This window comes from Nostoc sp. 'Peltigera membranacea cyanobiont' 213, from assembly GCF_002245975.1.
Taxonomy (GTDB): Bacteria; Cyanobacteriota; Cyanobacteriia; order Cyanobacteriales; family Nostocaceae; genus Nostoc.
The window spans coordinates 20,112-45,992 of record NZ_NOLI01000054.1; the positions used below are offsets into that span (position 1 = coordinate 20,112).

At 42.3% G+C, this 25,881-nt stretch carries 21 protein-coding genes and 1 pseudogene; 8 read left to right on the forward strand and 14 right to left on the reverse strand.

Going from position 1 to position 25,881, the window contains the following annotated elements; all coding sequences use genetic code 11:
- Positions 1 to 112: 112 nt before the first annotated feature.
- The 6 genes from CDG77_RS16535 to CDG77_RS16560 form a co-directional block, all read right to left on the reverse strand.
- On the reverse strand, positions 113 to 325 hold the full coding sequence (locus tag CDG77_RS16535) for a hypothetical protein (RefSeq protein WP_181154131.1): 213 nt from the start codon (positions 323 to 325) through the stop codon (positions 113 to 115).
- A 259-nt stretch (positions 326 to 584) separates the two neighbouring features.
- Positions 585 to 1,283 (reverse strand): glutathione binding-like protein, encoded by a 699-nt coding sequence (locus tag CDG77_RS16540; protein WP_094330441.1) that lies wholly within the window; start codon positions 1,281 to 1,283, stop codon positions 585 to 587.
- A 40-nt stretch (positions 1,284 to 1,323) separates the two neighbouring features.
- Positions 1,324 to 2,100: a class I SAM-dependent methyltransferase gene (locus tag CDG77_RS16545; RefSeq protein WP_094330442.1), complete on the reverse strand. Its 777-nt coding sequence runs from the start codon at positions 2,098 to 2,100 to the stop codon at positions 1,324 to 1,326.
- A gap of 34 nt (positions 2,101 to 2,134) precedes the next feature.
- Positions 2,135 to 2,569: an SDR family oxidoreductase gene (locus CDG77_RS16550; RefSeq protein ID WP_223269834.1), complete on the reverse strand. Its 435-nt coding sequence runs from the start codon at positions 2,567 to 2,569 to the stop codon at positions 2,135 to 2,137.
- A complete protein-coding gene (locus CDG77_RS16555) occupies positions 2,545 to 2,898 on the reverse strand; it encodes a formylglycine-generating enzyme family protein (RefSeq protein WP_094330443.1) in 354 nt (117 codons plus the stop codon). The genes CDG77_RS16550 and CDG77_RS16555 overlap by 25 nt, the downstream gene beginning before the upstream one ends.
- 53 nt (positions 2,899 to 2,951) lie before the next feature.
- On the reverse strand, positions 2,952 to 4,397 hold the full coding sequence (locus CDG77_RS16560) for an MFS transporter (RefSeq protein WP_223269835.1): 1,446 nt from the start codon (positions 4,395 to 4,397) through the stop codon (positions 2,952 to 2,954).
- Between the two features lie 134 nt (positions 4,398 to 4,531).
- On the opposite strand from CDG77_RS16560, the gene CDG77_RS35515 reads away from it, so the two are divergent.
- Positions 4,532 to 4,720 carry a hypothetical protein gene (locus CDG77_RS35515; RefSeq protein ID WP_143857040.1) on the forward strand — a complete coding sequence of 63 codons (189 nt, stop codon included), beginning with the start codon at positions 4,532 to 4,534 and terminating at the stop codon, positions 4,718 to 4,720.
- Between the two features lie 56 nt (positions 4,721 to 4,776).
- On the opposite strand, the gene CDG77_RS16570 is transcribed toward CDG77_RS35515, so the two are convergent.
- Positions 4,777 to 5,442, reverse strand: a complete 666-nt coding sequence (locus CDG77_RS16570) for a nitroreductase family protein (RefSeq protein ID WP_094330446.1) — start codon at positions 5,440 to 5,442, stop codon at positions 4,777 to 4,779.
- A gap of 388 nt (positions 5,443 to 5,830) precedes the next feature.
- Between CDG77_RS16570 and CDG77_RS16575 the strand changes: the two genes are divergently transcribed.
- From CDG77_RS16575 to CDG77_RS16605, 6 genes are all read left to right on the forward strand, one after another.
- Positions 5,831 to 6,133: a hypothetical protein gene (locus CDG77_RS16575; protein ID WP_223269836.1), complete on the forward strand. Its 303-nt coding sequence runs from the start codon at positions 5,831 to 5,833 to the stop codon at positions 6,131 to 6,133.
- A gap of 2 nt (positions 6,134 to 6,135) precedes the next feature.
- On the forward strand, positions 6,136 to 7,713 hold the full coding sequence (locus CDG77_RS16580) for an FAD-dependent oxidoreductase (RefSeq protein WP_094330447.1): 1,578 nt from the start codon (positions 6,136 to 6,138) through the stop codon (positions 7,711 to 7,713).
- An 85-nt stretch (positions 7,714 to 7,798) separates the two neighbouring features.
- Positions 7,799 to 8,842 carry an agmatinase SpeB gene (gene speB / locus CDG77_RS16585; protein ID WP_094330448.1) on the forward strand — a complete coding sequence of 348 codons (1,044 nt, stop codon included), beginning with the start codon at positions 7,799 to 7,801 and terminating at the stop codon, positions 8,840 to 8,842.
- Between the two features lie 812 nt (positions 8,843 to 9,654).
- Positions 9,655 to 10,158: a hypothetical protein gene (locus CDG77_RS16595; RefSeq protein WP_094330450.1), complete on the forward strand. Its 504-nt coding sequence runs from the start codon at positions 9,655 to 9,657 to the stop codon at positions 10,156 to 10,158.
- A gap of 442 nt (positions 10,159 to 10,600) precedes the next feature.
- Positions 10,601 to 11,464 (forward strand): hypothetical protein, encoded by an 864-nt coding sequence (locus CDG77_RS16600; RefSeq protein ID WP_094330451.1) that lies wholly within the window; start codon positions 10,601 to 10,603, stop codon positions 11,462 to 11,464.
- A 118-nt stretch (positions 11,465 to 11,582) separates the two neighbouring features.
- The gene (locus CDG77_RS16605; RefSeq protein ID WP_094330452.1) at positions 11,583 to 12,839 is read left to right on the forward strand and encodes a glycoside hydrolase family 10 protein; all 1,257 of its coding nucleotides are present in this window, start codon (positions 11,583 to 11,585) and stop codon (positions 12,837 to 12,839) included.
- A gap of 194 nt (positions 12,840 to 13,033) precedes the next feature.
- Here the strand turns inward: CDG77_RS16605 and CDG77_RS16610 are convergent, their stop codons facing one another.
- From CDG77_RS16610 to CDG77_RS16640, 7 genes are all read right to left on the reverse strand, one after another.
- On the reverse strand, positions 13,034 to 14,515 hold the full coding sequence (locus CDG77_RS16610) for a site-2 protease family protein (protein WP_094330453.1): 1,482 nt from the start codon (positions 14,513 to 14,515) through the stop codon (positions 13,034 to 13,036).
- A gap of 148 nt (positions 14,516 to 14,663) precedes the next feature.
- Positions 14,664 to 17,804 (reverse strand): RNaseH domain-containing protein, encoded by a 3,141-nt coding sequence (locus tag CDG77_RS16615; RefSeq protein WP_094330454.1) that lies wholly within the window; start codon positions 17,802 to 17,804, stop codon positions 14,664 to 14,666.
- Between the two features lie 2 nt (positions 17,805 to 17,806).
- Positions 17,807 to 21,220: a hypothetical protein gene (locus CDG77_RS16620; RefSeq protein WP_094330455.1), complete on the reverse strand. Its 3,414-nt coding sequence runs from the start codon at positions 21,218 to 21,220 to the stop codon at positions 17,807 to 17,809.
- Complete coding sequence (locus CDG77_RS16625; protein ID WP_094330456.1) at positions 21,204 to 22,721, reverse strand: restriction endonuclease-related protein; 1,518 nt, start codon at positions 22,719 to 22,721, stop codon at positions 21,204 to 21,206. The genes CDG77_RS16620 and CDG77_RS16625 overlap by 17 nt, the downstream gene beginning before the upstream one ends.
- A 132-nt stretch (positions 22,722 to 22,853) precedes the next feature.
- Positions 22,854 to 24,059 carry a bifunctional phosphopantothenoylcysteine decarboxylase/phosphopantothenate--cysteine ligase CoaBC gene (gene coaBC / locus CDG77_RS16630; RefSeq protein ID WP_094330457.1) on the reverse strand — a complete coding sequence of 402 codons (1,206 nt, stop codon included), beginning with the start codon at positions 24,057 to 24,059 and terminating at the stop codon, positions 22,854 to 22,856.
- A 111-nt stretch (positions 24,060 to 24,170) separates the two neighbouring features.
- A complete protein-coding gene (gene isiD / locus CDG77_RS16635) occupies positions 24,171 to 24,383 on the reverse strand; it encodes a protein IsiD (protein ID WP_094330458.1) in 213 nt (70 codons plus the stop codon).
- Positions 24,384 to 24,537: 154 nt separating this feature from the next.
- Positions 24,538 to 25,158, reverse strand: a complete 621-nt coding sequence (locus CDG77_RS16640) for an alpha/beta hydrolase (protein WP_181154515.1) — start codon at positions 25,156 to 25,158, stop codon at positions 24,538 to 24,540.
- Positions 25,159 to 25,657: 499 nt separating this feature from the next.
- Here CDG77_RS16640 and CDG77_RS16645 point away from each other — a divergent pair.
- A pseudogene (locus CDG77_RS16645) lies at positions 25,658 to 25,881 on the forward strand (AAA family ATPase); the annotation flags it as partial.

Sequence of the window (25,881 nt, forward strand, 5' to 3'; positions counted from 1 at the left end):
TATTCAAGTCAAGTGCCGTATTGCTTCTAGCTTGACTAACCAAACACAGGGCAGAGCGATCGCCATACCAAGCACAATAAAACAATAAATCTAGCTGAAGTTATCCACAATCCTACCAAATACTGCTACGCCGATTCCCTGGCCGACAAACAAGCATAAAGGCAAAGAACGAAACGGCTGTATCTTGTGCTTCCGATGCTAACTCAGTGGCTTGGGTCTGGAGGGTGCTGTGCATCATATAAAAGCCCAATCCCGTTAAAATATTCAAGGGGATAAACAGCATCCAGTTTTGGAAAAATGCGATCGCTAAAAAGCTGATACACATCAAGCCTCCTCCCATGCCCATAAGAGGATGTTTTAAAAGTATTTAGCGATCCCCCCTAACTCCCCTTCAAAAGGGCTACGGTGTACACACAAGTCTTCTAGAATTGCCTCATAGGCTTTTGATCCCCCCAACCCCTCTTAAAAAGGGGGGCAAAAGTCTCTTAAAGTCCCCCAATTTATCGGGGGACTTAGGGGGATCTAGAACGTTTTGATACCTACAATAAGACTTTTAAAACATCCTCTAAGACAATTCAAAAGGCTCAAGGTTGAATAGTTTTCGCCGACTGGTTAAATAACAAATCTCGTAACTTCTCTGGATCGAGGGCTTGAGTTTTGAATGCTTCGGCTTTTTCATAGGCGCGAATTGTTGCTGGACGGGTTTTAATTGTCTCAAACCACCGCTTGAGGTGCGGAAAATCTTCTAGATTCTGACTTTGAATCTCATGGGCGACAATCCAGGGATAAGCAGCAATATCGGCGATGGAATAATCGCCAGCTACAAATTCTCTATCTGCTAGTTGCTTATTCAGTACTGCATATAAGCGTCCCGTTTCATTCACATAACGCTTAATGGCATATTCAATTTTTTCGGGAGCATAGACACTAAAGTGATGATTTTGCCCCGCCATAGGCCCCAGCCCGCCCATTTGCCAGAACAACCATTCTAAAACTTGAGTGCGTTGGCGTAAATCTTGCGGGATTAATTTCCCGGTTTTTTCAGCTAAATATAGCAAGATTGCCCCAGACTCAAATACTGAAATTGGCGCACCTCCATCTACCGGTTCGCGATCGACGATCGCAGGCATCCGATTGTTAGGAGAAATCTTGAGAAATTCGGGCTTAAATTGATCCCCAGCGCTAATATTCACAGGAATTATGGTATATTGCAAGCCGACTTCTTCCAAAAAAATCGTGATTTTATGACCGTTTGGGGTTGCCCAATAATAAAGATCGATCATGGTTATTTTTCCTAAAATTGTGTGATTGTGTTGTACGTAATTACGAATTGGATTCTGGTGCTTTGGCGATCGCTGCCCAAACTCTATGATGAACCTGAAGGATTGGTGTAGGATATTTTGTTTCGAGTAATTTTGCGAATTCTCGATCAAATACTTCTACTTTTTCTGGTGTCAAGCTGGCTCCCACACCAGCACTCGCCCGAATTCGTCCCCGCCAAGCCTCGTGTGTATAAGATACAAATACATCGTAAGAAAATGTGCGGATATCTCGGAATCCAACTTCGCCAATGTCTTGTAACCACAGGGGATGTAAGCCATTACCGCCAGCCAGATTCCACGCGGGATTATGAGCCTGGATCAGTTGTTCTGTGGCTTCAACGACATTACCTTTTAAGGGTATCCAATCAAAATGTGCGATCGCAATTGAGCCATTTTTTCTCAATATCCGAGTAACTTCTTGGACAGCACGGGGACGATCGAACCAATGCCAACATTGTCCAGCAGTGACTACATCGGCACTTGCATCTGGTAACTCGGTATTCTCGGCAGTTGCGACTCGATAATCTACTTTGATTTGGGCAGATTCGCTTAACTGTCTGGCTTGTTCTAAAAGTGATGCTGATGGATCTATGCCAATTACATAAGCACCTCTATCAGCAAAGCCCCGCGCTAGTGTTCCTGTTCCTGTACCAAGGTCAACAATATTCTGCCCTGGTAAACCTATACCATATTCAGACAGTCTGTTAAATAATGAACTGGGAAAACCAGCGCGGTGTTTTGCATAATCAACAGCAGTTGCACCAAAATCAATTTTCATACCTGCAAAACCATCCTTGTAACAATTGTCTAGGCTAGAAGTTCTCTACCCAAGGACGTAGTTCTACTTCATAAGTCCAAGCACTGCGCGGCTGGCGTAGAATACTGAGATAAGTTTGAGCGATCGCGTCTGGGTCAAGAGTACTATCAGGATTATCTAATGGATCTTGGCGAACTGCTGAACGGATTGCCCCATCAATCACAAAATGCGCCACATGGATATTCTTTGGTGCTAATTCTCTAGCAATACTCTGAGCCAAACCGCGCAGTGCAAATTTACCCATTGCAAAGGGAGCAGACAGAGGATAACCCTTAATACTCGCTGAGGCTCCAGTAAAAAATATAGCACCGCCGCCAAGCTGCAAAAACCTTTTGGTAGCAGCTTGAGCAACAAGAAAGCCTCCATAAGCAGTTACATCTAGGGTTTTTGCCACCTCAGCAGGATCTAAATCAATAAGAGGCCCCCGCACCCGAACTGGCAGGCATCAAACCAAGAAACAAAAACTATTGGGTACATCTCTCCTGGGGAAAACTCAGCTGCTAGGTTAGGCAATGACGAGTAAAAATCACGGAAAGATACGCTCAAAGTTTCATTATCATACGACCAGTTATAATCAGTGTCCCTCAAAAATTCCTGCCACTGACCCACTGTGACGGGGGTTCGTTGAATTGCATAAGTTGATAGCCATACTTCCCTTTGAGGCTGTTCTTCATACTCAGCATTAATCTCAACTTCAGGATCAGCGCCCATAAGAAAAGATCCTTCTGGAATTATTACCATATCAAGCATTGAGTTCATTACAACACCTCTCTTTAAAGTGTCACTCGATTAATCTATTTATAAATTAAGAATTAATTGAGCGTGACTGAAGATTGCTGTGAATTGCCCTTAGTGGGAGTTTGACCAATTTGCAGTACACCAACTGCGGCAATCAGACAGAGAACTCCTGATAAAATAAACGCTTGTAAATAACTACCCGACCAAGTTCTCAAGACTCCGGCTCCAAATGCTGCTGTGGCTGCACCAATCTGGTGTCCTGCGACAATCCAACCGAACATCACGCCGACATTTTCTTTACCAAAGGCATTGGCAACAAGACGGACTGTCGGTGGTACGGTAGCAATCCAATCAAGTCCATAAAATACGGCGAAAATGGAAAGTCCATAGAAGGAAAAGTTGAAACTGAAGGGCAAGAAAATCAAAGACAAACCCCGTAGTCCGTAGTACCAGCACAATAAGTAGCGATTATTCCATCGGTCAGATAGCCAACCGGACATAGTAGTTCCAAAAAAATCGAATAGTCCCATGATTGCTAGAAGACCAGCAGCCTTGACTTCCGGGATACCGTGGTCAATACAAGCGGGAATTAGATGAGTTCCAATTAACCCATTTGTGCTAGCACCACAGATAAAAAAGCTACCAAATAACAGCCAGAAATCGCGTTTATGCATTCCCAACCAGAGAGCGTTGAGGGTAGAGGCGATGGAATTTGCTCTAGGCTGTGATATCTCTACAGTTTCGCTGTTGTCGCCAAAGGGTCGCAACCCGACATCAGCCGGGCGATCGCGCATAAAGGCTGCGATCGCTGGAATAATTAGAAGTGCTGCACCAGTCAAAACCAGAGCCGCAGTTCGCCATCCAAAGCGATCGGATATTGAAGCCAGTATGGGCAAAAACACCAGTTGTCCTGTGGCTGTACTGGCAGTTAAGATACCGAGAACTAGACCCCGCTTCTCAAAAAACCAGCGATTGACAACAATCGCCCCCAAAACCAGGGCGATAACTCCGCTACCAGAACCGACAACTACACCCCAAAGCAAGACTAGCTGCCAAGATTCTGACATCAAAGTGGTTAAACCGACACCGAGAGCAATGACAGCAAGTGAGAATACCATCATCCGGCGAATGCCGATTCGCTCCATAACTGTGGCAGCAAAAGGGCCAATTAATCCGTAAAGTACCAAGTTAATGGAGATTGCCAAAGATATAGTTGCTCTACTCCAGCCAAACTCCTGTTCGAGAGGCACTATAAAAACTCCAGGAGCAGAACGAATTCCGGCTGCAACTAGCAAGGCTAGGAAGGTTAAGCCAGCAATAAGCCAAGCATAGTGAAAAGAACGACGCGCTAGGAAGGAGGCTAAAGACATGATGAGTAGGGAGTGGTGGCAATAAGTTCGGTTAAGGTTTTTTGATGAAAATTCTAAATCACAAAGACGCGATGAATCATTACAAATTACAAAGACGCGATAAATCGCCGTCAAGACAAAGGACTGATTATTGTAGAGACGGCGATTCATCGCGTCTCTTGTCTTAACCGAACAGTATTGGCAGTAGTGGAGCAGAGATCAATATCTATAATTTATCGAGTAGGTATAAATGGGACTTGTGAATGACTATTAAAGACTCATTCACGAGTCCTTGAGCTTCGTTGATGAACCTCAAAGCTTCGTCGATGAACCTCAAAGCTTCGTCGATTAACCTCAAAGCTTCATCGATGAACCTCAAAGCTTCGTTAATGAACCTCAAAGCTTCGTCGATGAACCTCAAAGCTTCGTCGATTAACCTCAAAGCTTCATCGATGAACCTCAAAGCTTCATCGATGAGCTTTTTAACTCCATGAATGAGGCTTAGAACTCGACTCTTTTACCTCTTGCTTTATGCCCAATTTAGGGAAAGCTAACCTGCATAAGGATTACCGATTCTATCCACAGAGACGTTGGAGGAGAATGGTAAACGACCTGGATTTAAGCGTGGTTCGGCTGCATAGCCCACGGGAACAACAACAGCGATCGCTAAATCTGGATTATCCCCAGCACCAATCACTTCCTTTACCTTATCCTCAACCCAACCGTTCATAAAACAAGTGGATAATCCCAAACTTTCTGCTGCTAACACCAAATGAGTAGCGGCAATAATGGCATCTTTGATCGCATATTCGCGTCGCTTGTCGCCTAACGTAGCTTGAAATTGTGGGATTGCGGTTTTAAAGTAGTTTACCGTACCTTCATTCCATGCTCCAGTTTCACTTGCTTGCTCAAAAATTGGGGTTAAGTCTCGTTCGCCTACGTTAGGATCGGCGGCAAAGACGAAGGTTACAGGTGCTTGGACAATTTGCTGTTGATTCCACGATGCTGCTGATAGTGCTGCCTTTTGCGCCTCATCTTGCACAAGAATAATTTGCCAGTCTTGGATATTAAAGCTGCTAGGCGCTGCCACGGTCAATTCTACCAGTTGTTTGAGCAGTTCTGGGGCGATGGGATCTGTTTTAAAAGTTTTGATTGAACGGCGTTGAGCGATCGCACTGGGTACATCTAAAGGTTGAGTTTGAGTGATCGGACTCATGAGATTCTCCTGATAATTGAGTTATTGACCAAATAATTCGTAACTAGAGTACAACCAAATCTATTTATTCATGAAACAAAAATAAAAATTATTCCCTGTTTCAGAATAAACAACTTGCCTACAGCCCTGACAAGGGACTTCCAACTAAAAAATATCCCATCGCTTTGTAGGTAGGGAGCAGGGAGCAGGGAGCAGGGAGCAGGGGGAGGAATAATCGTGTTAAGTCTAGAAATTGGGATAATTTATTTTTTGGAGTTCCCTAAAAAAATACTCAACTACTTCTTGTGGGGCGGGCAAGATGCCATTGGTGTCAAGTTAAGAAAAATAGAGTGTTGTCAAGTGGGAGAAATTCAATGGTAAAACCAACACAGAGGTGTTGATATTAGTCATGAGTAAACCCCGCAAAAAACAAGGGCATCCAGATTTTCGGCATCGAGTCACTGTCCCCGCCCCATCAAGCCAAGAGATAGAATCGCGGCTATTTGAGTTAATCAGTCCAGGTACATTTGCCAATCTCAAAGGGGTAAAAGACAAAGAACGTAGCTTGCGCGATCGTTTACTAACCCTACCAGTGATGGCAGCAATAGTGTTGAGTCTAGTGTATCGGCAAGTACAACACTTAACAAAAATTTGTATTTTTTTACACAAACTATCAAATTGCCCAGCTTCTATCCCAGATTCCTGTGTATAAATATGCCAGAAACTAAATCAAGTCCTCATACACATACAAATACATTATTACCTGCATCTGCGATCGCCTCTTCTATCTCTCAAGAAATCTACGATGTTGTAGTGGTTGGCGCTGGGCCTGTTGGGTTAGCAACTGCCATTGGCTTACGTAAACGTGGAATTGAAAATATCCTTGTCATCGATCAAACTCGCGCCTTTCGTCAAATTGGGCAAACAGTGGATCTTCTCCCCAATGGATTACAATCTCTCAAATATTTAGATCCTAACGCTTACGAAGAAGTCAAAAAAACTGGACTTGGTTTATTGAATTCCCAGCAGTCTAATGACCAGAAAGCTGTCGAACCTACTGAAGAGAATCAACCCCCTAAAACTTCACCAAAATGGATTTACAAAAACTTAAAAGGACAAATAATTAACTCAATTTCGCTTAGTTTCGATGACTGGTTTAAAGATTATGGCGAGGGAAGAGTGTCAATTTCTTGGTACAATTTGCAGACAACCCTCAGACAGCTACTTCCAGAAGACCGAGTTAAAGCTAATCACCGTTGTATTAATGTTGTAAATGAGCCGGAAAAAGGTTGTATCCGCATAGATTGTGTAGGTGATACCCAAATAGAAACCAACCCCTATGCCTATTGGACGGATGGGCAGAAACATAAAGATCCGCAGCCCCAAAACTCAGATATTCCTCCCCCAGAATTAACAACAAAATCCATTAGAGCTAAACTAATTGTTGCCGCAGACGGGATTAATTCTACAGTTCGTAAGCTGCTTTACACAGATACTCAACATCATGATTTTGCTCGACCTGAATACTCTGGGTTTGCAGCTATATTGTGTAGGGAAATAGCTGAAGTACCAAAGGAACTATGGACAAAACTAAAAGAAGATTTCTTTCAAGACTCACCACTTGTAACAATTACTAATGATGAAATATCTGGAAATTCTGTTTGTATAAATAACATCAGGATAATTTTATATTACAGACCAACTGGTGAGGCAGGGTACATAATACATCTTGCTTTGCCTTTAGACTCATTGCAAGGAAAATCTGAAAGTTCTTTAATTGACTTAGCTTTGCATGAGTTGGAAAAAGCAGGTTTTCCCGATCCGCTTAAGCAATTAGTGCGTCTGTCTCCTCCTGCCAAAATGCAGCAGCGTCCATACTATATTCACCACGCGAGCATTTCAGATTCTTTACAAGTTTCTAACCCAACTGACCTCAATATAGAAGCTAATCCTGGCACAATTCCACCAGCCTGGAGTCTAGGGCGAATCGTCTTAGTTGGCGATGCTGCACATGGAATGCCTCCCTTCATGGCTCAAGGAGCTAATCAAGGATTGGAAGATGCATTAGTAGTTACAACACTCATCGCTAAAATTGCTGAGGAGAATAACTGGGATAATCTGCAAGCTATAGCCAAAGCCTTCGAGAAATACGAACATCTTCGTCGCCCATTGATAGCATACGTCCAAGAGGCAACATTACAGCGATCGCCCCACTCGTCAGAAAAACAGTGGCAGAAGTTCAATCAACAGTTGTATCGCCGCAATTTCGACCAAATAATAGAGGCATTGTAGTTAACCGTCTGTGAAAATTTTGATTACAATGCAGATGTCCACTAGGCGGCGTGCTGTCTATCCACGTAAATCCAGAAGATAATCGATGAGTAATCAACTACAAGACTACAATCCTAGCGGCGTAGGTGAAATAAATGGCAACCTCTTAGGTTTGCCCTGCGATTATGAGTCTGCAAATCTGATTGTCTTTGGTGTGCCGTGGGAAGTCACTGTTTCCTATGGTGCAGGCACTGCTAACGGCCCCCAGCGAATCCTCGATGCTTCGACTCAACTAGATTTATTCGATTTTGATAACCCTAATGGTTGGAAGCAGGGAATTTTCATGGTAGAAATTCCCCAAGATATTTTAGAGAAAAATACATATTATCGCGCCTTGGCAGCAAAAATTATTGAGCGATTAGCCCAAGGTAAAGAACTTTCAGATACACCAGATTTAACACCTGTCCTCACAGAAATTAATCAGGCTGGGCAACAGGTTAATCAATGGCTGTTTGAAAATTGTCAAGAAGCAATTAACAAGGGTAAGCAAGTCGCAGTCATTGGAGGAGATCACAGTTCGCCGTTAGGTTATTTCCAAGCATTAGCGGCTAACTACGCCAACTATGGCATTTTGCACATTGATGCCCACGCAGATTTACGCGATGCTTATGAGGGATTTGAGTTTTCCCATGCGTCGATTATGTTTAATGCGATGAAAATACCGCAAATTTCCAAGCTTGTGCAAGTGGGTTTGCGCGATATAAGTCATGATGAAGTGCAAATGATAGACCAATCTAGCGATCGCATTATTGCATATTACGACCCAGCCATTAAACAAAAGCTTTACTCTGGAACAACTTGGCTTGATTTATGCCGAGAAATTATCAGTCATTTACCTGAGTTTGTTTATATTAGCTTTGATGTCGATGGTCTAGATCCCAAACTTTGTCCCAGTACAGGTACTCCTGTTCCAGGTGGGCTGGAATTAGAACAAACATTTTGTCTATTTCGGGAATTAGTCAATAGTGGTAGAAAAATTATTGGCTTTGATATTTGTGAAGTCGGTGATGCTGAATGGGATGGAAATGTTGGAGCGCGGGTAGTTTACAAGTTAGCAAATTTGATGGATTTATCTCAGCCAAAAATATAACCGATACAATTTTGGCAGAGTGGCAATAATACTGCATTCAAGGCGATGACAACAGCAACTCCTCGATCTCTCACCCTCGAAGAATTCCTAAAACTACCAGAAACCAAGCCTGCTAGTGAATTTAGGGACTTCCAGAAAATAAACCATCCAATTTATTCACATTATATTTTCTTACTCCCCCCGCTTCCTACCCCCAGCAAGAACTGCGGTCTTCACGATCGGTCCTTAAACGGACATGATATAACGAGGCGACATCTTCGATTTACATGTCTATCAAACGGATGAGTTAATTTTAATGAAGAGAGATTTTTGCATATTGGGCTGATACCATTTCACGACTCTACACCCGCCCCAAAGTAGCTTGCAAGGGAAAATAATTGCTAGGCGACTTGTTGTAGGCGACGGGAAACCATTAGCCAGTCAAGTTTTATCGCACTTCCCAATGCTTGTCGTTACTTTAATACTGAGTATTTTTTATAACTTTATATTAAAAAATAATTACTTAACCAAGGAGAGATGCGAAAATCTATGAAAATACAGTGTAATTAGATTGTTAATTCTTTACTTGCTTCCTTTTGCCTGCATTATCTTTTGCTCACATGATTTTGATGCTACCTTTACATTATTCCTTAATTATTAAGTGTGGGATAATACACAATGTACTTCTTCCTGAGATAATCCGTAGACTGTCATTAGTATTAAAGTAACAACTTTATCCAAATTACCCGTCTAACACTTTTGAGTAAAAAATCATAGGGTAGAATAACTGAATATTGCTCAGATATTTTTAAAATTCAAAGCAGGGTTTTTTAATGATCGGCTTAAGTAATTCGGAAAACGGCATAGTTAGCAGCATAGCAGCCACTAAAAGGCTGGCAAGGGCAATGATGGTTTCTGGTGGCGAGTTCTCGCTGATATTAGCTTGTTGTAACTGTGTTGAAAGGCAGCAGCAAGTGCTGAATCTGTTAACAGAATTTTCATCAGCAGATATCCACGAAATCCTGCTCTCACCTGCGGCTGACACTTTGTATACAGCAATTACAACTGCGATTGGTGCTACTCAACCCGAAGCTTTAATGGTACGGGGTTTAGAATCTGTAGTGGAAATTAACCAACTAATCATCAGTACCAATATCATGCGAGATGAGTTTCGGAAACAGTTTCAGTTCCCGTTGGTGTTGTGGGTGAATGATGAAATTCTACGCAAGCTAGTCTGGCTGGCACCAGATTTCAAAGACTGGGCAGCTAGTACCATTAGATTTGATGTACCTCACAATCAGTTAGTTGAAGCCGAACAACAAGCCATCAGCGCCTAATATTGCCTGAGCTTACTTGCAAAATATTGTATCCGCTAGGTTTATCCGAGCAAAACCTTAGCTTTAAAATTACTTTTATTGAATCTCTGCTTACACCGGTGAGGCAAACAGCTTTGCTAGGTGTCCTCGCAAGCTATTTTTTAAAACAAGGGTATGTATTCCCTTCTCTGACAAAATCCTCATTTTATGAAGCTTGAGCTTCTAAGTTATTACTCTATTGCCATAAGACTATAGGGAGTTTTGATTGAATGCATTTTCATCGATAATTTGTATAAGGAACAAACAATCAGTACATCAGCGTCTGTCTTTATATGTGTTTCAGAAAACATCCACTAAATTAATTCCAACTGCTGAAGTTCTGGAATTATGTATTTTATTGTCTATTAGTGTCTGGATATTATTTTTGCTCTCTATAACTCTTGATTAACACCGCTATATTACTATGAAGCTCATGCTGAAAGACTACTTTAACATTAACCAAGCACGAATTTTAACTGCTTTGATTTTGACTGGAATTTTGTCTGTTACTAGCGGTTTAACACTTATCAAAGATGCTAAAGGCGCTTCTATAAACTTATCGTTAGAAACAAGTAATGAAGTTCTCAAAGAGAATATTAAATCAAACCGCTTGCCACGTCCAGTAGCTAACGCAGTACTACAAGATTTAGCCCGCAGACAGGGAATTTCAGCCAGAGAACTGCAAATTATTGATTATAATCAACAGACTTGGCGCAATGGTTGTTTGGAACTGCCTCAAGCTGATGAATTCTGTACCCAAGCGTTAATTCCTGGTTGGCTGATTGTGGTATCTAATGGCGAACAAAACTGGACTTATCATACCAATCAGACAGGTTCCACAGTCAGGCTGAATCAAAAGGCTAGCGAAGGTACATTGTCCCCTGTGCAAATTCCAGCCAGCGAGTTACCACCACCATTAGATAGAGATGTAGTATTTCGGCAAATTTCTAGTGGTGGCTTTGCTGGTAGAACTTACCAGACTGTTTTACTCAAAGATGGGCGATTAATTCGCGTGCGGATTGGTGATGCAAATGATTCTGAACGTAGTGTTCGCCGCGTTTCTGTACAACAGGTACAACAATTTCGGAGATTTTTAGAACGTTCTAAATTTAGTAAATTCCAAAATCTGAGTTACCCAGCCCCTAGTGGTGCTGCTGACTATATCACCTTCACTCTTACCAGCCCAGAGGGTACGGTTCAGTACAACGATATTTCTAAAGATAATCTGCCAAAGAATTTACAGACAGTAGTCAAAGCCTGGAATCATCTCGCAACCAGTGCCCAATAATAAAAATAATTCTGAATTAGGTTGATCGGATTAGATGGCGATTGTTTTAGCGCTTACAATCGAAGCGATCGCTATCTATGCCAATTGTTCATAATTTTGATAATGTCTGTAGCAAATGATGAAAAGGTTTCTCAAGTGGTGTGTTGAGTTTTCTTCTTGGTGGAATATTGGTCAAAGCAGAAAGTCCGGGTTGTTTGCCGTTATAGTTATCTTGAGTGTGGTAGCTACGGTAATGCTATCGTTCCCCTTGAACGCTCAAATTAGTCTGCCGCGAACTGCATCTGAGTTAAGGGGAGTGTGGTTAACAAATATTGATAGTGATGTGTTATTCGAGCGCGATCGCCTCAAGGGATCTTTGCAACGCCTTGATGAACTCAATTTTAATACTATATATCCGGCGGTTTGGAATTGGGGATATACATTGTATCCTAGCAAAGTTGCCCAAAAAGTTATCGGGCGATCGCTCGATCCCACGCCTGGATTACAAGGACGAGATATCCTCAAAGAAATTGTCGATGTGGGACATCAAAAAGGGTTAACAGTGATTCCCTGGTTTGAATTTGGTTTTATGGCACCAGCCGATTCTCTGTTAGCTAAAAATCGTCCCCAATGGCTCACTAGCCGTAGCGATGGAACTCGGATTGTCAAAGATGGGAATGATAATCGCGTTTGGCTAAATCCCTTTCGCCCTGAAGTCCAAGAATTTATTCAAGATTTAATCGTTGAAATTGTCAGAAATTACAATATTGACGGCATTCAATTTGATGACCATTTTGGCTTACCATCAGAATTAGGGTACGATGCTTACACAGTGGCACTTTATAAAAAAGAACACCGTGGTAAAGCTCCTTCCAAAGACTTTAAAGATCCAGAATGGGTGCGCTGGAGAGCCAACAAAATTACCGAGTTTATGAAACGGGTATTTACAAGCATCAAAGTTACTAAAAAAAATTGCCTAGTTTCTGTTGCTCCTAATCCTCAACGTTTTTCTTATGATTTCTTTTTAGCAGACTGGCAGAAGTGGGAACGGCTGGGAATTGTTGAAGACTTAGTTTTGCAGATATATCGGGATGACTTGAATGTTTTTATCAGCGAATTAGAGTACCCAGAAGTGAAAGCGGCAAAGAGCCATATTCCAGTGAGTGTAGGCATTTTGGCTGGGTTGAAAAACCGATCTGTGCCAATGCAGCAGATTCAGACACAAGTGCAAAAAGTACGCGATCGCAATTTTGCTGGAGTCTCTTTCTTTTTCTATGAATCCCTCTGGAATATGGGCAAAGAAAAGCCTCAAGAGCGTCAGAATAGTTTCCAGAGAATTTTCCCCACACGCGTAGCTTACCCGAATTTGCTAGCCGGTTGGAAACCATTCAGTTAATTTTCCTAGAAATCTGTCGGTGAACACATCACTTAATTTCAGTGAAGATTCACCGACAATCACTTAAAAATCCGTCATGGTAATTTAACTAGCTTGCTGTCCAAACCGTCTCTGTAAATCAGCCTCCGCTTCCTCAATTGTCATCGGAATCTGTTTTGCAGATATTGCTTGTTTGGGTGTAGTCTCCATAAACACTATCCTATTCCCAAACGCCCAGCCAAGCCGGGAGTTAAGGGTAGAAGTGTGGTAATCATCAAGAATAGAGCTAAAAGCCCCAAAGCGGCTCTAGCATCATCGGGTTCAGTAATTTCATTCAAGCTGGGACGTTCTTGATCCCGTTGCAAAAAGAAAATCACGATCGCCCAGTACATAGCAATCATATTACCGAGAGACACTAGCGCCAGTAAAATTAAAGTTGCGATCGTTGCTCGTCCTGCGGTTTTGCGTCCATAAATTGCTTGAACAATTCGCCCTCCATCTAGTTGTCCTGCGGGCATCAAGTTCAAAGCGGTAATTACTAACCCCAGCCAACCAATCACCACTAGGGGATGAACGCTTACTAGGGGTGACTGCAACGCCGAACCAAGGACAACTCGCGCCAAACTTCCCACCAAAATCGACCCTTGGAAAAACTGATTGGGCAATTGAAATAAACTACCTGGGTGGGAAAGCAGCAAGCCCGTCACCAGCATTAACAAAGAGACAATACCACCTGCGGCTGGCCCTGCCAAGGCAATATCAAATAATACCTTACGGTTGGGCAACAGAGATTCAAAGCGGGTAATTGCACCAAAGGAGCCAATTTGCACTGCGGGTAGAAAGAAGGGCCAGCTAAGGCGAATTTGGTGACGCTGGGCAAGTAACCAATGACCAATTTCGTGAGCTACTAAAATCGCAAATATCCCAGCGCCTATGGGCAAAGCTTCTTGAAACCGCCCTGGATTACCAAAAAAATCAAAATTCAGCAGTAATCCCGCAGCTTCTAAATTAGTAGCAATAGTTGCTATCAACAGAATACCTGCAAAAGCTTTTTGCGATCGCAACATCGGCTTGGGATCGTTGCGACTCGGCAGGACAATCACCACAGGTCTACCGTCTGTATTTTCTACTAAAAACAGACGATAGCGATCGCCTAGACGTTGCTGTAAACTTGCAGTTAGACGGTTGTGAGTTTCTTCTGGTTCTCCCCGCAAATTGCCTTTGAAAATGGCTCCATCTTGGTAAGCAATGGTTTCTGTGGCAAAAAACGTATCGATACCAAAAATGCCTTTAATTGCATTCAAGTCCTCTTCCGGTATTGGTGGAATTTCCGCTTTCAGTTCTGCGACTGCTAGTTGTGGGGAATTTGCTTCCAGTGAAGAAGCAGCAGCGAGTCTTTCGGTTGCACGTTGCTTGAGGATGGCATCTTGCCCAGCTGCGCGTAACTGTCTGCCCAAGTAGACGTATAATCCGGCGGAAGTCACTACTAAGAACAATATACCCGCTATATTGATGTAAATCCCTGCGGCAAACAATCCAAAAAACAGGAGCCAGGGAGTCATCAACACCACCGACTGTAACCAGGCTAAGATTCCCAGCTTACCAAAAGGTCTAGCGCGATAAAAGCCCCAGCCCAAAATGCCTAAAGCTACCAGTAGGATTGCCGCCAGGATAGAAGTTTCTGATAAAGTAAACATCTCCAAACCTTTGCTATTGAGACTAAGCCAGAACAAGTCCGGTATTGCAGATACACTATTAATTTATAACGTTGCCTGTCCTCTGCTCAAATTATCCGGTTTGGCGTAGGCTAGCAAAAACCACAGGCATTGCACTTTTGGTAGATCATTAATCTAGCTCTGCTTCAGTTTCCTCATCTGCGATCGCAAAATCACTGATGTAGTCCCGTACAACACGCTCAAAAAATAGGGGAGCAGGTAAACCTGTCCAATCGCTGTAGTGACCAAAGCCATAGCGCAGTGACTCTACAAGGGCAGCTAAGTCATCAGGATTATCTTCTGGTTGTCTCAAGGTAACAACAATCTCTAGGGGGTTGGGAGTAGGCCAGCGACCTACAAATGGAGCTTTTGTAGAGAGTTGACTTATCTTTAATCCAGCTTTGTTGCTTAGAGTCTTGGTTAAACGATAACAACTTTGCCCACGTGAATATTGATGTGGTGCTTCACGTGCCACAGATAGATAAGCCACACATCCAGTTTGGTTAGTAGCGCTGAGTCGAAATAACCCAGTCGAACTAGATGCTGAATCTATTTTAAGTGTAGGCGGCAGTTTGTTTAGTTCTTCTTTAGTTCTGGTATCTTCTAAAGAAGTCTCTATTAAATGTCTGGCTTTTTTCTCAATAATACCAGGGGCGAGTTCTTGGCGAATGCGAATTAGACGTGCGTCTTGCCATTCATCCTGCATATTCTCAAACTGCTGGCCAAGGTTAATTTGATTAGCATTAATTCTGCTATCAGCAAGCCAATCCCACAGTTGGACGCAGTTGGAAGAATCAATCATAACCAATGGTTGCATCCCATCTTCCACAGAGTTAGAAACAATCTGTTTTACAAAGTCCATGAATCGAGTTTGAGACACATTACGCTTATCAGCTAGTTTGATTGGAGTAAGTTGGGCAATAAAAGCTAGTGCATCAGAAAAGCTAAACCACGGGCTGATTACTAAATTTCCTTTCTCGTAAGCACAGCAAAGCTCACATTTTCCTGTATCTACGTTGAGGCGCATTACCACTGCTAAAAATGTATTCTCAATAACACCACGAGCGCGACCCCTTTGTTTACGGACGATTGTGAATCCTAAAATTTCTTTTGGTCTAGCTTCTGGTGGGATATTTTGCAAGTACTTGTCAACCTTTTCTTTTACACCATCAATCCGACCAGAATGAGCCGAGAACAAATCTTTCAAAGCGGACTGCATCCGATGGAAGAAATCTGCGAGTTTGAGATGCTTTGTTTTACGTGTCTTTGCAATGGGTAGAAGAAACTGCACGCCACTACCAACCTTTGCTAGTGCTTGGCGGGTTGAAGGTTTATTAACTTTATCGTCATGTTTAACAGTGTTTTTTCCAGTAGGATCTGGGTAAAATTGCCGTGCCATTATCAAGGAGAAAGTTGGCTTATTGGGGTCTTCAATCTGTTTTGCAGTGGATTTCCATGCTTCAATTCGCTGACGCGATCGCTCCTTATTTTTCAACTCTTTTGCAGGTAAAACCTCTCGTGGCCCGTGAGTATTTGCTGGCAAGCGATTAATAAAAATTTCGAGTGTGTTTCCCCACAAAACTTTAGTAATTTTCTGCAATAGCTTTGCTTCTTTCTCCAAATCAGCTTCATAAAATATAAAAAGTCTCGGTTGCTCATTAGGATATAATCGCTGCATCGCTGCTTGGTTTGCCTGAATGATGGTTTGGAGAGCATTCGTTTGATTCGGCGTAACTTTATTAAATTGAAAAGCTTTTCTTCCCGACTCAATCTCTTCTAAACGAATGTCAAAGTGTTTGCGTAGCAAACTATTGATTTGATTGTCGTCGAGTTGATCGAGGTATTTCGCAGTAAGCTCCAACTCTGAATTGGTTTCGAGAGCTTCCAAAACACCACCAAGCAGTGTAGGAAGATTAATCATCCGCGATGCTGTATCATCTAGTTTGTGCTTAGATGGTACTTTTGTGTAACCATCGAATATTTTGATTCCTAATGGGTTAAGAATTTTAGCGATCGCTTCCAAGGCATCTAATTTATCAATCTCTGGTACGCCTGTTTCAATACCGTATCCTTCTGAACTATTTTGGTCGTCTTCTGAATTATCTTGAAGTCCATTACGGTAAGTCAGAACTACCTCACAGTTATCAGTAGAGGCTTTCCCCAAAGCGATTTGTTGCCCATCGAAAGATTCCAGAGGCAGTTTCAATTCTCTCCGCAGGATTTCAAAATCTGTATCTGTCACCCAACTCCAATTCTTCTTCTCTTGTTCATTATTTTTATCTTGTTTGCATTTTACTTTATAGGTAAAAGCGCGATCGGGATAGTCTTGAGAAAAGATGAAACCGCTAATATTCTTACGATCGTATTTAGGATCTTTTAACTGAGTAAACCAGCGACGTTTGGAAACCTCAATTTTCACCAAAGGTTGAGGCAAAGAAGGATAAGTCACAACTTCCAAGCTCACCACAAAACTGAATTTCCCTTTTGCGTCAGGTAAGGTTATCGGATCGGTCATCAATTTTACAATCCCAGAATTGCTGGAAAGAATACGTTTTATCGGCCCTAACTCTGGAAAAATCTCTTGTCCAGCAATTTGACGAGCTACGTAATCTACTATCGCACGATAGGCATATTTATCTGTGGGATCTTTTGGCTGAGTTGTACCTGTCTGTTTAGACCAATTCCAAGGGAATACTTGAGATTTAAATGGAGAAATTTTCAGAAGTTTTCCTCTTTCCTGCAAATCTTGCAAGCGGTCAATAATATTCGTTGATATGTCTTCTTTTTTTACAAACGGTCTGAGATGATTTGTAAACCAGTCGTTAATAATTGGGCGAAGCATTTGATTGATATCTTTTTCATTACCACCATTTAGGTAAACAAAAGGTTCTGGATCGCTTCCCCTTTTAGCGTTATTCAATGCAAACTTCGTAAGACCTACATCTGGTTCAATTCGCGCTGCATCTTTTAGTACTACTTCTAGAAATCCTCGAAATGAAGCATAGGGGAGATTTTTGACATTAGTTCCTTTTTGAATATCTGCGAAATCTAACATAGCTGCCTTTGTCCAAGCAAGAGTAAAACCCTCTACTATGATTGGAGGCAGATTATCCGGTACAGTGAAGGCTTGGGTAAATCTCTTGACAGGCTTGATTTGGCCTTGCTGAATATAAAAGGTATCTGAAACTAAATTAACATCAGTTTCTTCGTCTTCATCTTCTTCAGATAAATCTTCTTCAAGTTCAATTTCATCAGAAAATTTGTCGCTCATTTTTACATCTCCAATAGTGTTGAAAAATCATTAAAACCGTCTTCTTCATCCGTAAAATCTTGTGAATTAGCTAGTTCATCCGGGTATTTTACTCCTTGAATGCGTTGTAAAGGTATTAGAAATGCGCCGTAAAGTTCTTGATAAATTTCCCGAATTACAGGATCGGGGTGGTTGACACATTCTTCTAAAATTATTCGCATCTGCACCAGCATACTATCTCGCCCAGAATCGGGTTTATCTTCTGCTGAATTTTTAGCCCAAGCTGCATCCACAAAGTAAACTGATACTGGGCATCCATTCCGCATTCCTCGCCCAATTGTTTGCAAAATCGCCACCATTTGATTAGCTGTAAACGATTTGAATAGTTCAGGGCCTAAACGGCTAGCCATTAAGGGTTCACGTAATAATCTATTGGCAGTTTTCCAAAGGTCTTTTCTAGATTGCTGCCAAGAAGTTGCGATCGCATTTAAATCTTCTGTTTGACTAAAAACTCGACTATCAAATTCTTGTGTTGCCCGTCCTGCCAAGCTGTACAACAGCCGCATATCATCTTTGGTAGGATGAGGACGAGTCAGGAAGTAAATCGAGCCAATTGCCGCATCTAGTTTCCTATCCCCTTTGGTGAAAACGATGTTCACACCCCGATTAATTGCCAACATGGGAAAAATTAAAATATCACAGTTTTCATCATCTCCTAATGCCTCACACTGAGCAGAGGTGATAAAATCCTGCGGTTGTTCTCCATCTCTGAGGGATTTAACAATTGCCTTTGTATGCCGCCCAACTTCAGGATGATAGTCATTGATATACTTCTTGATTGTGCGAGCCTGATCGTAACTATTGACAACTAAAGCGGCTTTGCGGCGAATACCAAATTTGACATCAAAATTACGCATGGACTTGTAAATTTCAGATTTAGTAATTCCTCCGCGCACAAGAGCATTCACCATCCGCTTAAGATTATGGTTTTGCAGTTCGCCAGCACCACTATATTTGAGAGGTTCATCACCATGTTCACTATCTGGAAACCATTTGAAACGATAAACGCTCTGTTCTGGTTTATGTTCTGACTGACGCGGTTTTAGTAAATAATGCGGCCCAGCGTTAATGTGGTAGGCGGGACTAGCTTCTAAAAATGAAGTTGCTGAAGTAATTAAAACGGCTGGGCTGGGATGTCCATCATCTGCGTCTAATAACCGATGAAAGCGATGCATTAACATTCGAGGCGCACCAACAAATGTAATGTAGGACAATTGCACATTTTTGGCGGCGGTACGTGTTGTTTGTGCTTTGGAAAAACTGTATTCCACTCCAGAAAATGAACCTAAAATGCTTTCTGGAATAAATTTTCGGAGTTCTGGTGATGCAGTTGACTCCCCAATTGTTTCACGAATGAATCCCTCTGCAACCATTGTTCTAGTTCCTGGTACAATTCGCTGGTAGCCCACAATTACGAAAGTAACAGTTATAAGTAATTTAGCTAAATCTTCTGCTTCTATTGTTGGTGAATGATCTGGAAAACAGAGCTTAAGAAATAATTCGGCAATTTCTTCTACGATCGCATCACGTCGCTTAATCAGATTTTCAGCTAGGTAACGGCGAAAATGATTAATGAGAGTTTTCCATTGCTTTTCAAGGGTTTCACGGTTATAGCCTAAAATCCGAGGCCACAAATCTGCTTTAAAGTCTTGAGGGTTCTCAACACCTGTGCGATCGTAAAAGGCGTTATATGCTGCCGCTTCCCAAAATTCAGTCAGCGCCCGACTTTTACTAAAGCCTAGTTTGGCTTCTTGCTCATCAAGATCATTCTGCTGAGAGGATTTCTTTAAAGTATTCAATAGTTCGCTAACAATCCGTAATACAGTCAGTAATTGATTTTCGTAGCGTTCTCCCACCCGCGACTTAGACATATTCTGAAGGGTGGTAATTAAGGAAGTATTATGGTTGCCAAATTCTGACAAGTCACGACTGTAAAGTTCTACATCCCGATCGAATAATCGATAATTCTCACCACGAGCAAAGCGGTTATGAATTTGTTCTAAAATTACCCGATGAATGGATCGCTCTGAGCCTGAAATACTTAAGGTTGCTGCCCCATAACCATCTAACACTGATTGCACCATGTCGCCTTCATCGAAAACAACCACGTCGAAGGTACGGGCAATTAATTCAAAATATCGTACTTGTTCTTGAATCGCGTGAGGTGATATTTGAGTATCGAGCGATCGCACATGACCAACCCAAATATTAGCATCCAATAAATCTCGCGGTGCTTTGTTTCGACCGCACATTGTCCATAAGGGACACAGGCATTTCTTCATCTTTCCCTGTTTCCCTCCACCTTGCAATATCTTGTTGCAAGGTGCGTAACCAAACCCCCACAGAGACATATCGGCAGTTGAAAAGGCTGGTAGGACGCAGTTCATCCCAAAAACTTCTGCCTGTTCTAAGGTATGGGCAAAGCCACCATTACCTCGTGTTGCTATAGCTTCAGCAATATTATCTGCATGGCCACGGCGAGTTTCATCACTTTGTCCGACAAGCATTCCCACCTTAACTTGATGAAATGCCAGTTCAGCCATGTACTGTCTAGCAACTTCTATGGAGGGAAACACAAACATTGCTTTATAGTCATGTAGTCCCAGCCAGACAGCTATCAACACGAGGATGGTTGTTTTACCTGACCCTGGCAAACCAATTAAGTGCTTGATGTCTTCTAATTCCAGAACATCTTCTTCTTTCCGCAGACCCTTTCCAGCTTCCGATACCATCAGGTCAAAGCGTTCAAAACGATCTGCCCAACTACCAGATCGTCGCTCAGGATCTTGCCTTTCACGCTCGTCCATCTCAATAGCCAGATCGCGCAGTTCACTTAGGGGAATGCGAATTTTTCCTCTTGGTTGGCGGTTGAGGGAATGTGTACGACGTGCAGCAATCGGGGCGGTAATCGGAGCGATCGGCATCCTTACTGCTGTTGACTCTTCACCTAACGCAACCGCCATCGGCTGACGAGGATCGGCAAATGTAAAACCATAGGAGTCGTATGACAAAGGAGTACTTAAAATTTGACGCGCTTGTGTAATTAAAGAATCTTCTAAAGGGTCTGTTCTTTTAAAGTGAAGTGTTTCAATGTCAATCTCATACGTCCCTTTAGTGTGGTTGCAGTAATGATGATTGTTATAGAGAGCAATTGCGTGTTTAACTGATTGCTGTGTAACAAAAGTCAGCGACATCTGCCGCATATTGAAAATTGCTTGACGGGCAGGCTTTAATGTAGGTGCATTTAAAATGCTCGCCATGCCTGACATAATTACTGGTGCGTACTCCAGTGAATTAGTATCAATAAATTCCTCCATTAAGACGCAAAGCCAGCAAATTCGGTCTGCACCTTTCCAAAAATCAGGTTTGGTTCGCATAAGGCATCTTCTTTAAAAAATCAATTACAGAGGAAACCGACATAATTTCTAAACTGGCGGGATCGCCCTTTTTATCTAATGTTGAAATGAGGGTAGAAATGTAGCTTGGGTTGTCCTCAATTAAGCGATCGCTAACCGCAAGAATCCGGCGGCGATAGTGAATCAGCCCGCCAATACTACGATTGAGACGCAAAGCCAGAGTCACCGGACTTGTGTAAGATTTGGCATCAATTCCAATTGCCCGTTCGTTAATTGCCACATCGCATAAATCCGACTCCGGGTAAAGTTCAGCATTGAGCTTATTTTGTCGGGCTGTATCAAAAATGGCTAATTCGTCAATTGCTGGGCCTGTCCAGTAGGTAAGAATTCGTGGCTCGGCAATTCGTAAAATGTCTTTGGGATCTAGTTTTTCAGATACTTTTGGTGAGTTGTGGCCAATGCACTGGCGAATTGGACACCGCCCTTGTGAAAAAAGTTTTTTGTTGGGATGCGATCGCATCAGTGTCCCACAGTGGGCGCAGCGATGTGCTAGTCCATCAACTAGCCATATATCTGGTACTAAGTTGAAGAAATTTTCCACGATCATTCGCTGTAAAGGGGTTAAGTCATTTTCAACCAAGTAATCTAATAGTTGCCGTTCTCCTATCAGAGAGTACCTACCAAATAACTCTCGTAGTGCAGTGTAAGCTTTGTGTTGGCGACGACCGCCCAATCGTTCAGTTGCTTGGCATAAGTCAGTATATAACCGATGCTCAATCACATTGTCTTCGCCAAAACCCCCGCTCAGATTGGCAATCTCTGCACAGTCTGAGGTAGGTACTCGTAAATCTGGATCGATTAAGGTAACGCTAGAAAAGCGAAAGTCTGATTGGTTAAAAACCCCTAACTGCCAGCGATCGCCACCAAGAGAGTATCGAGCGTTATCTAAAACAGTATGCACACAAGCAGCGCGATCGCTTAATCCTTCTTCAATATATAGACGACCCAATTTGCACATTGCTTGATAGAGTTCTGGTGGCAGCGTACTATCCTCTTGGCGCACAATTTCTCGACCTGGGAGAACCCGATCGTATTGGCGAAGAATTCCCTGAGCAAGTAACATCACAGCATCTTCAGCCAGATCCCTTGCTGGGCGGTGTCCTGTAGGTAAAGGCAAAGAAGTTGCTGAAATTGCAGGTAGCCATGTTGGATCGTGTCCTTGAGCCTCTGCAATAATTTGCCTTTCTAAAACATCTTCAGGAAAGGAAGGCAAAACTTGAGCGATCGCTGCAAGTGTCCAACCTTTCTTTAATAAGAGAGCAGTTGCCAAACCCTCCAAAATTTGCCGAAAGCCAAATTCTTGTCCTTTGGGTTGTGATAAAAGTTGTTTTGCTCTCCACGACCGAACAGTACGCAGGGCAGGTGATTCTATAGACAGTTCAAGATGTTTAATCTGGCGTTTTAGCTCTTTTGTCAGAGCCTCCGCAGTTCCCTGCCACTGACGCACGTCCTCAAAGTACATAACTGTAACATGATTATTTTTACATTAATTACTGTTTACATTAAATGATGTAAAATAGAATGTCAATACATCAGCAAGACGCAAAGAGAAATTTTTGTATCTTGGCGCGGTACTAGAGATTGAGGAACTTGTTCACAATAGGACAAAATCAAATAAATGATGCGCCATTTCCAATTTAGAACAAGGTGCAATTTCTACCTGCCGTCCTTGTATATCTAAAAATATCGCTTGATTGCGATCGCTCCCAAAACCACTATCAGGCTGATCGATGGGATTGGCAACAATAGCATCTAGTTTTTTACTCTGTAATTTTTCTAATGCAGGTTTGACAATATCACCAGTCTGTGCTGCAAAACCAATTAATATCTGATGCGGCTGTTTGAGTTTTGCTAATTGGGCGACTATATCCGGTACTGGTTCCAAGGGTAAGGCTTGGGGGAGCGATCGCTTGGGCAATTTTTCTGTACTATAATATTTTGGCTTCACATCTGCCACGGCTGCTGACATGACGATTACATCAGCGTTGGGTAAACATTCCACCATGACGTGCTGCATTTGCTCGGCACTGACTACGGAAATCGCTTGTACTCCTAATGGTACATCCCAATTAGCTGGGCCATGCACCAAAGTGACGTTTGCACCTCGGTGAAGTGCTGCTTGTGCTAAAGCTAATCCCATTTTACCTGTGGAAGGATTGCCAATAAATCTAACTGGGTCAAGATACTCTCGCGTTCCCCCAGCACTAATTAACACTCGTTTACCTGCTAAATCTCGTTTACCTTGAGTGTTTAACAACGATTGGATGTGAGCCAAAATTTCTGGAGGTTCTGCTAATCTACCAGCACCAATGCGATCGCACGCTAATAAACCCGATGCTGTATTCATTCCATGATATCGGCGATCGACTAATAGCTGTTGCCAATTTCGTTGCACCGATAGCTGTTCCCACATATCCGTATTCATTGCGGGTGCTAACAGCATGGGACAAGTAGAAGCCAGCACGGTATTTGTAAGTAAATTATCAGCCATGCCGTATGCTAACTTGGCTAATGTATTAGCCGTCAAAGGGGCAATTACCATAACATCTGCCCATTCACCCAACTCAATATGCAAAGGACGAGAGTGAGTTGATTGCCAAAAATCATCATCTGTGTAGGCGGGATGACGAGAGAGGGTGGCTATTGTCAGAGGTGTAATAAATTCTTGCGCCGAACGGGTGAGGATGACTCGCACTTCCACCCCAGTTTTAAACAGCGTCGAAACTAGCTCACAAATTTTGTAGGCGGCGATACCGCCGCCTACACCTATTAGAACCCTGTTTAATGTTGGATTAGTCATGGTAAAAAGTTAGGAGTAAGTAGTAATTTAGGAGCAAGTAGTTACTAATATTAATTTCCAACTCCTAACTCATGTACAGACGCGATTAATCGCGTCTCTCCTAACTCTCAACTACGCTTCATCGTAAGGTTCCAAGTCTAAGAGGTAGATATAGGGTTCAACTAACTCTGGACGCTGAAATGCGATCGCTCGCAATAGATGCCAATCATTTAAACCATCAAAAGCATTATTGTAATTATCCAGATCCAGACGTGTAGCCAGTTCTTCTACTTCTGCCGCAGTTATGGCAGCAATTTCTTTTCTGGAAATGCTTAGAGTTGTCATAATGCTAGCCCCTCCCTTATGCAGCACTCGCCTTCAGCATGGGTTAAGTTGCGCTGAACGCAGCCACCCTATATATATTACTCATTAGAAGACATAGATTTCGTGAAAATTTTCAGCATTTATACCAGAATTTATAAAAAATTCGTAATTCTGACTAGCCAATTACATTTACAACGAATTTCCGTAGCACATCTAACGTTTGTGGATTTATTTCATGTCCCATATCAAATTCGTGGTATTCTACCGCCACTCCTAGAGATTTTAAAGTTTCTCGTGCCTTCAAAGCAGCTTGCAGTGGCACAACTTCATCATATTTACCGTGGCTGATTAAAGTCGGGGGAATCCCTTTTTGATCTGCCCTTAATGCGTCAGGATGTAAATACCCACTCATGACAGCTAAACCTGCTAGGGGCAATTTTGAGCCGACATCTAAAGTCATTGCTCCGCCTTGAGAAAATCCACTTAAGATGGTGCGTGACAAAGGTACACCAGTGCTAGTTTCTAAAGATTGTAAAAAATCTATTAGCAGTTGCCGACTTTCGGCCAATCCTTCATACATATTTTCCACCCGCAAGTCATACCATGCCCTCCCTATAGGGGAATAGGGATAAGGATAAGGTGCATTGGGTAATATAAACTGGTAATCAGGTAAGTTGAGCAAGGGTAACAAAGATGCTACATCCTCAGCATTAGCACCCCAACCATGCAAAGTAACAATTAAGCCTGCGGCGGGTTGAGAAGTTCCGGGGGGAACGGTAATAAATTGTAAAGACAGAGGTTTATTCCTAAAATTTAACTTTTCTAATAGATCCTATCTCTTCAAGCAGACTTAGTACGATCGCTCCCGGTTCGCCTATTTTTTCAGGAATTAGAACAATTACAGACAAAGACCCAAGGTTAGGGCAAATAGGGACAGTCATACAGTACTCAGCATACGGAATGGTTTGTGTTCATTTTTCAGATACAAGTAGCGATCGCACTGTGCCAGTTGCGTAAGTCCTGAGGGTAATGGAGTTAGGAGGTAGTGAGCGATCGCCAGCCTTTTTAGGCTGGTATATACTGTTCTAAAGAAGCCCTGAAGTTTTATCTTTTTTTTTGATAAATTTATACTAGTATATTTTATCAAGGATAGTAGTCTTAATTAAGACAAACTAATTACTAATCTAGTCTGTAAAAACATATTTATGATGGCAAAGGTACTTTTTAGAAGTAAATAGCTAAAAACTAATGCCAAAACTGTTTCTCCTATACCCTTACACCCATTTTCAAGAGAAATGAGCAATTTTCATCAATATGGAAAAGGAGATACAACTCATAACAGCGAGAATCAGCAATACGCCTCTTTAGTAGAGCAACTTGATTTGATGATTCGGGCAAGGTATCCCTTACTGTATGTGATTTCTGTTGAAGAAGAACCTGTAGAAGAAGTGTTGCAGCAAGTTGCATTGCGTTCTGTGCCCAAACGACAGCTTTTATTTTGGGATATTGTCCGGGGTTG

Coding starts and splice junctions, on each gene's coding strand:
- CDG77_RS16535 (WP_181154131.1), bottom strand. CDS start 325: ATGTGTATCAGCTTTTTAGCGATCGCATTTTTCCAAAACTGGATGCTG.
- CDG77_RS16540 (WP_094330441.1), bottom strand. CDS start 1,283: ATGATCGATCTTTATTATTGGGCAACCCCAAACGGTCATAAAATCACG.
- CDG77_RS16545 (WP_094330442.1), bottom strand. CDS start 2,100: ATGAAAATTGATTTTGGTGCAACTGCTGTTGATTATGCAAAACACCGC.
- CDG77_RS16555 (WP_094330443.1), bottom strand. CDS start 2,898: ATGAACTCAATGCTTGATATGGTAATAATTCCAGAAGGATCTTTTCTT.
- CDG77_RS16560 (WP_223269835.1), bottom strand. CDS start 4,397: ATGAATCGCCGTCTCTACAATAATCAGTCCTTTGTCTTGACGGCGATT.
- CDG77_RS35515 (WP_143857040.1), top strand. CDS start 4,532: ATGAACCTCAAAGCTTCGTCGATGAACCTCAAAGCTTCGTCGATTAAC.
- CDG77_RS16570 (WP_094330446.1), bottom strand. CDS start 5,442: ATGAGTCCGATCACTCAAACTCAACCTTTAGATGTACCCAGTGCGATC.
- CDG77_RS16575 (WP_223269836.1), top strand. CDS start 5,831: ATGAGTAAACCCCGCAAAAAACAAGGGCATCCAGATTTTCGGCATCGA.
- CDG77_RS16580 (WP_094330447.1), top strand. CDS start 6,136: ATGCCAGAAACTAAATCAAGTCCTCATACACATACAAATACATTATTA.
- speB (WP_094330448.1), top strand. CDS start 7,799: ATGAGTAATCAACTACAAGACTACAATCCTAGCGGCGTAGGTGAAATA.
- CDG77_RS16595 (WP_094330450.1), top strand. CDS start 9,655: ATGATCGGCTTAAGTAATTCGGAAAACGGCATAGTTAGCAGCATAGCA.
- CDG77_RS16600 (WP_094330451.1), top strand. CDS start 10,601: ATGAAGCTCATGCTGAAAGACTACTTTAACATTAACCAAGCACGAATT.
- CDG77_RS16605 (WP_094330452.1), top strand. CDS start 11,583: ATGAAAAGGTTTCTCAAGTGGTGTGTTGAGTTTTCTTCTTGGTGGAAT.
- CDG77_RS16610 (WP_094330453.1), bottom strand. CDS start 14,515: ATGTTTACTTTATCAGAAACTTCTATCCTGGCGGCAATCCTACTGGTA.
- CDG77_RS16615 (WP_094330454.1), bottom strand. CDS start 17,804: ATGAGCGACAAATTTTCTGATGAAATTGAACTTGAAGAAGATTTATCT.
- CDG77_RS16620 (WP_094330455.1), bottom strand. CDS start 21,220: ATGCGAACCAAACCTGATTTTTGGAAAGGTGCAGACCGAATTTGCTGG.
- CDG77_RS16625 (WP_094330456.1), bottom strand. CDS start 22,721: ATGTACTTTGAGGACGTGCGTCAGTGGCAGGGAACTGCGGAGGCTCTG.
- coaBC (WP_094330457.1), bottom strand. CDS start 24,059: ATGACTAATCCAACATTAAACAGGGTTCTAATAGGTGTAGGCGGCGGT.
- isiD (WP_094330458.1), bottom strand. CDS start 24,383: ATGACAACTCTAAGCATTTCCAGAAAAGAAATTGCTGCCATAACTGCG.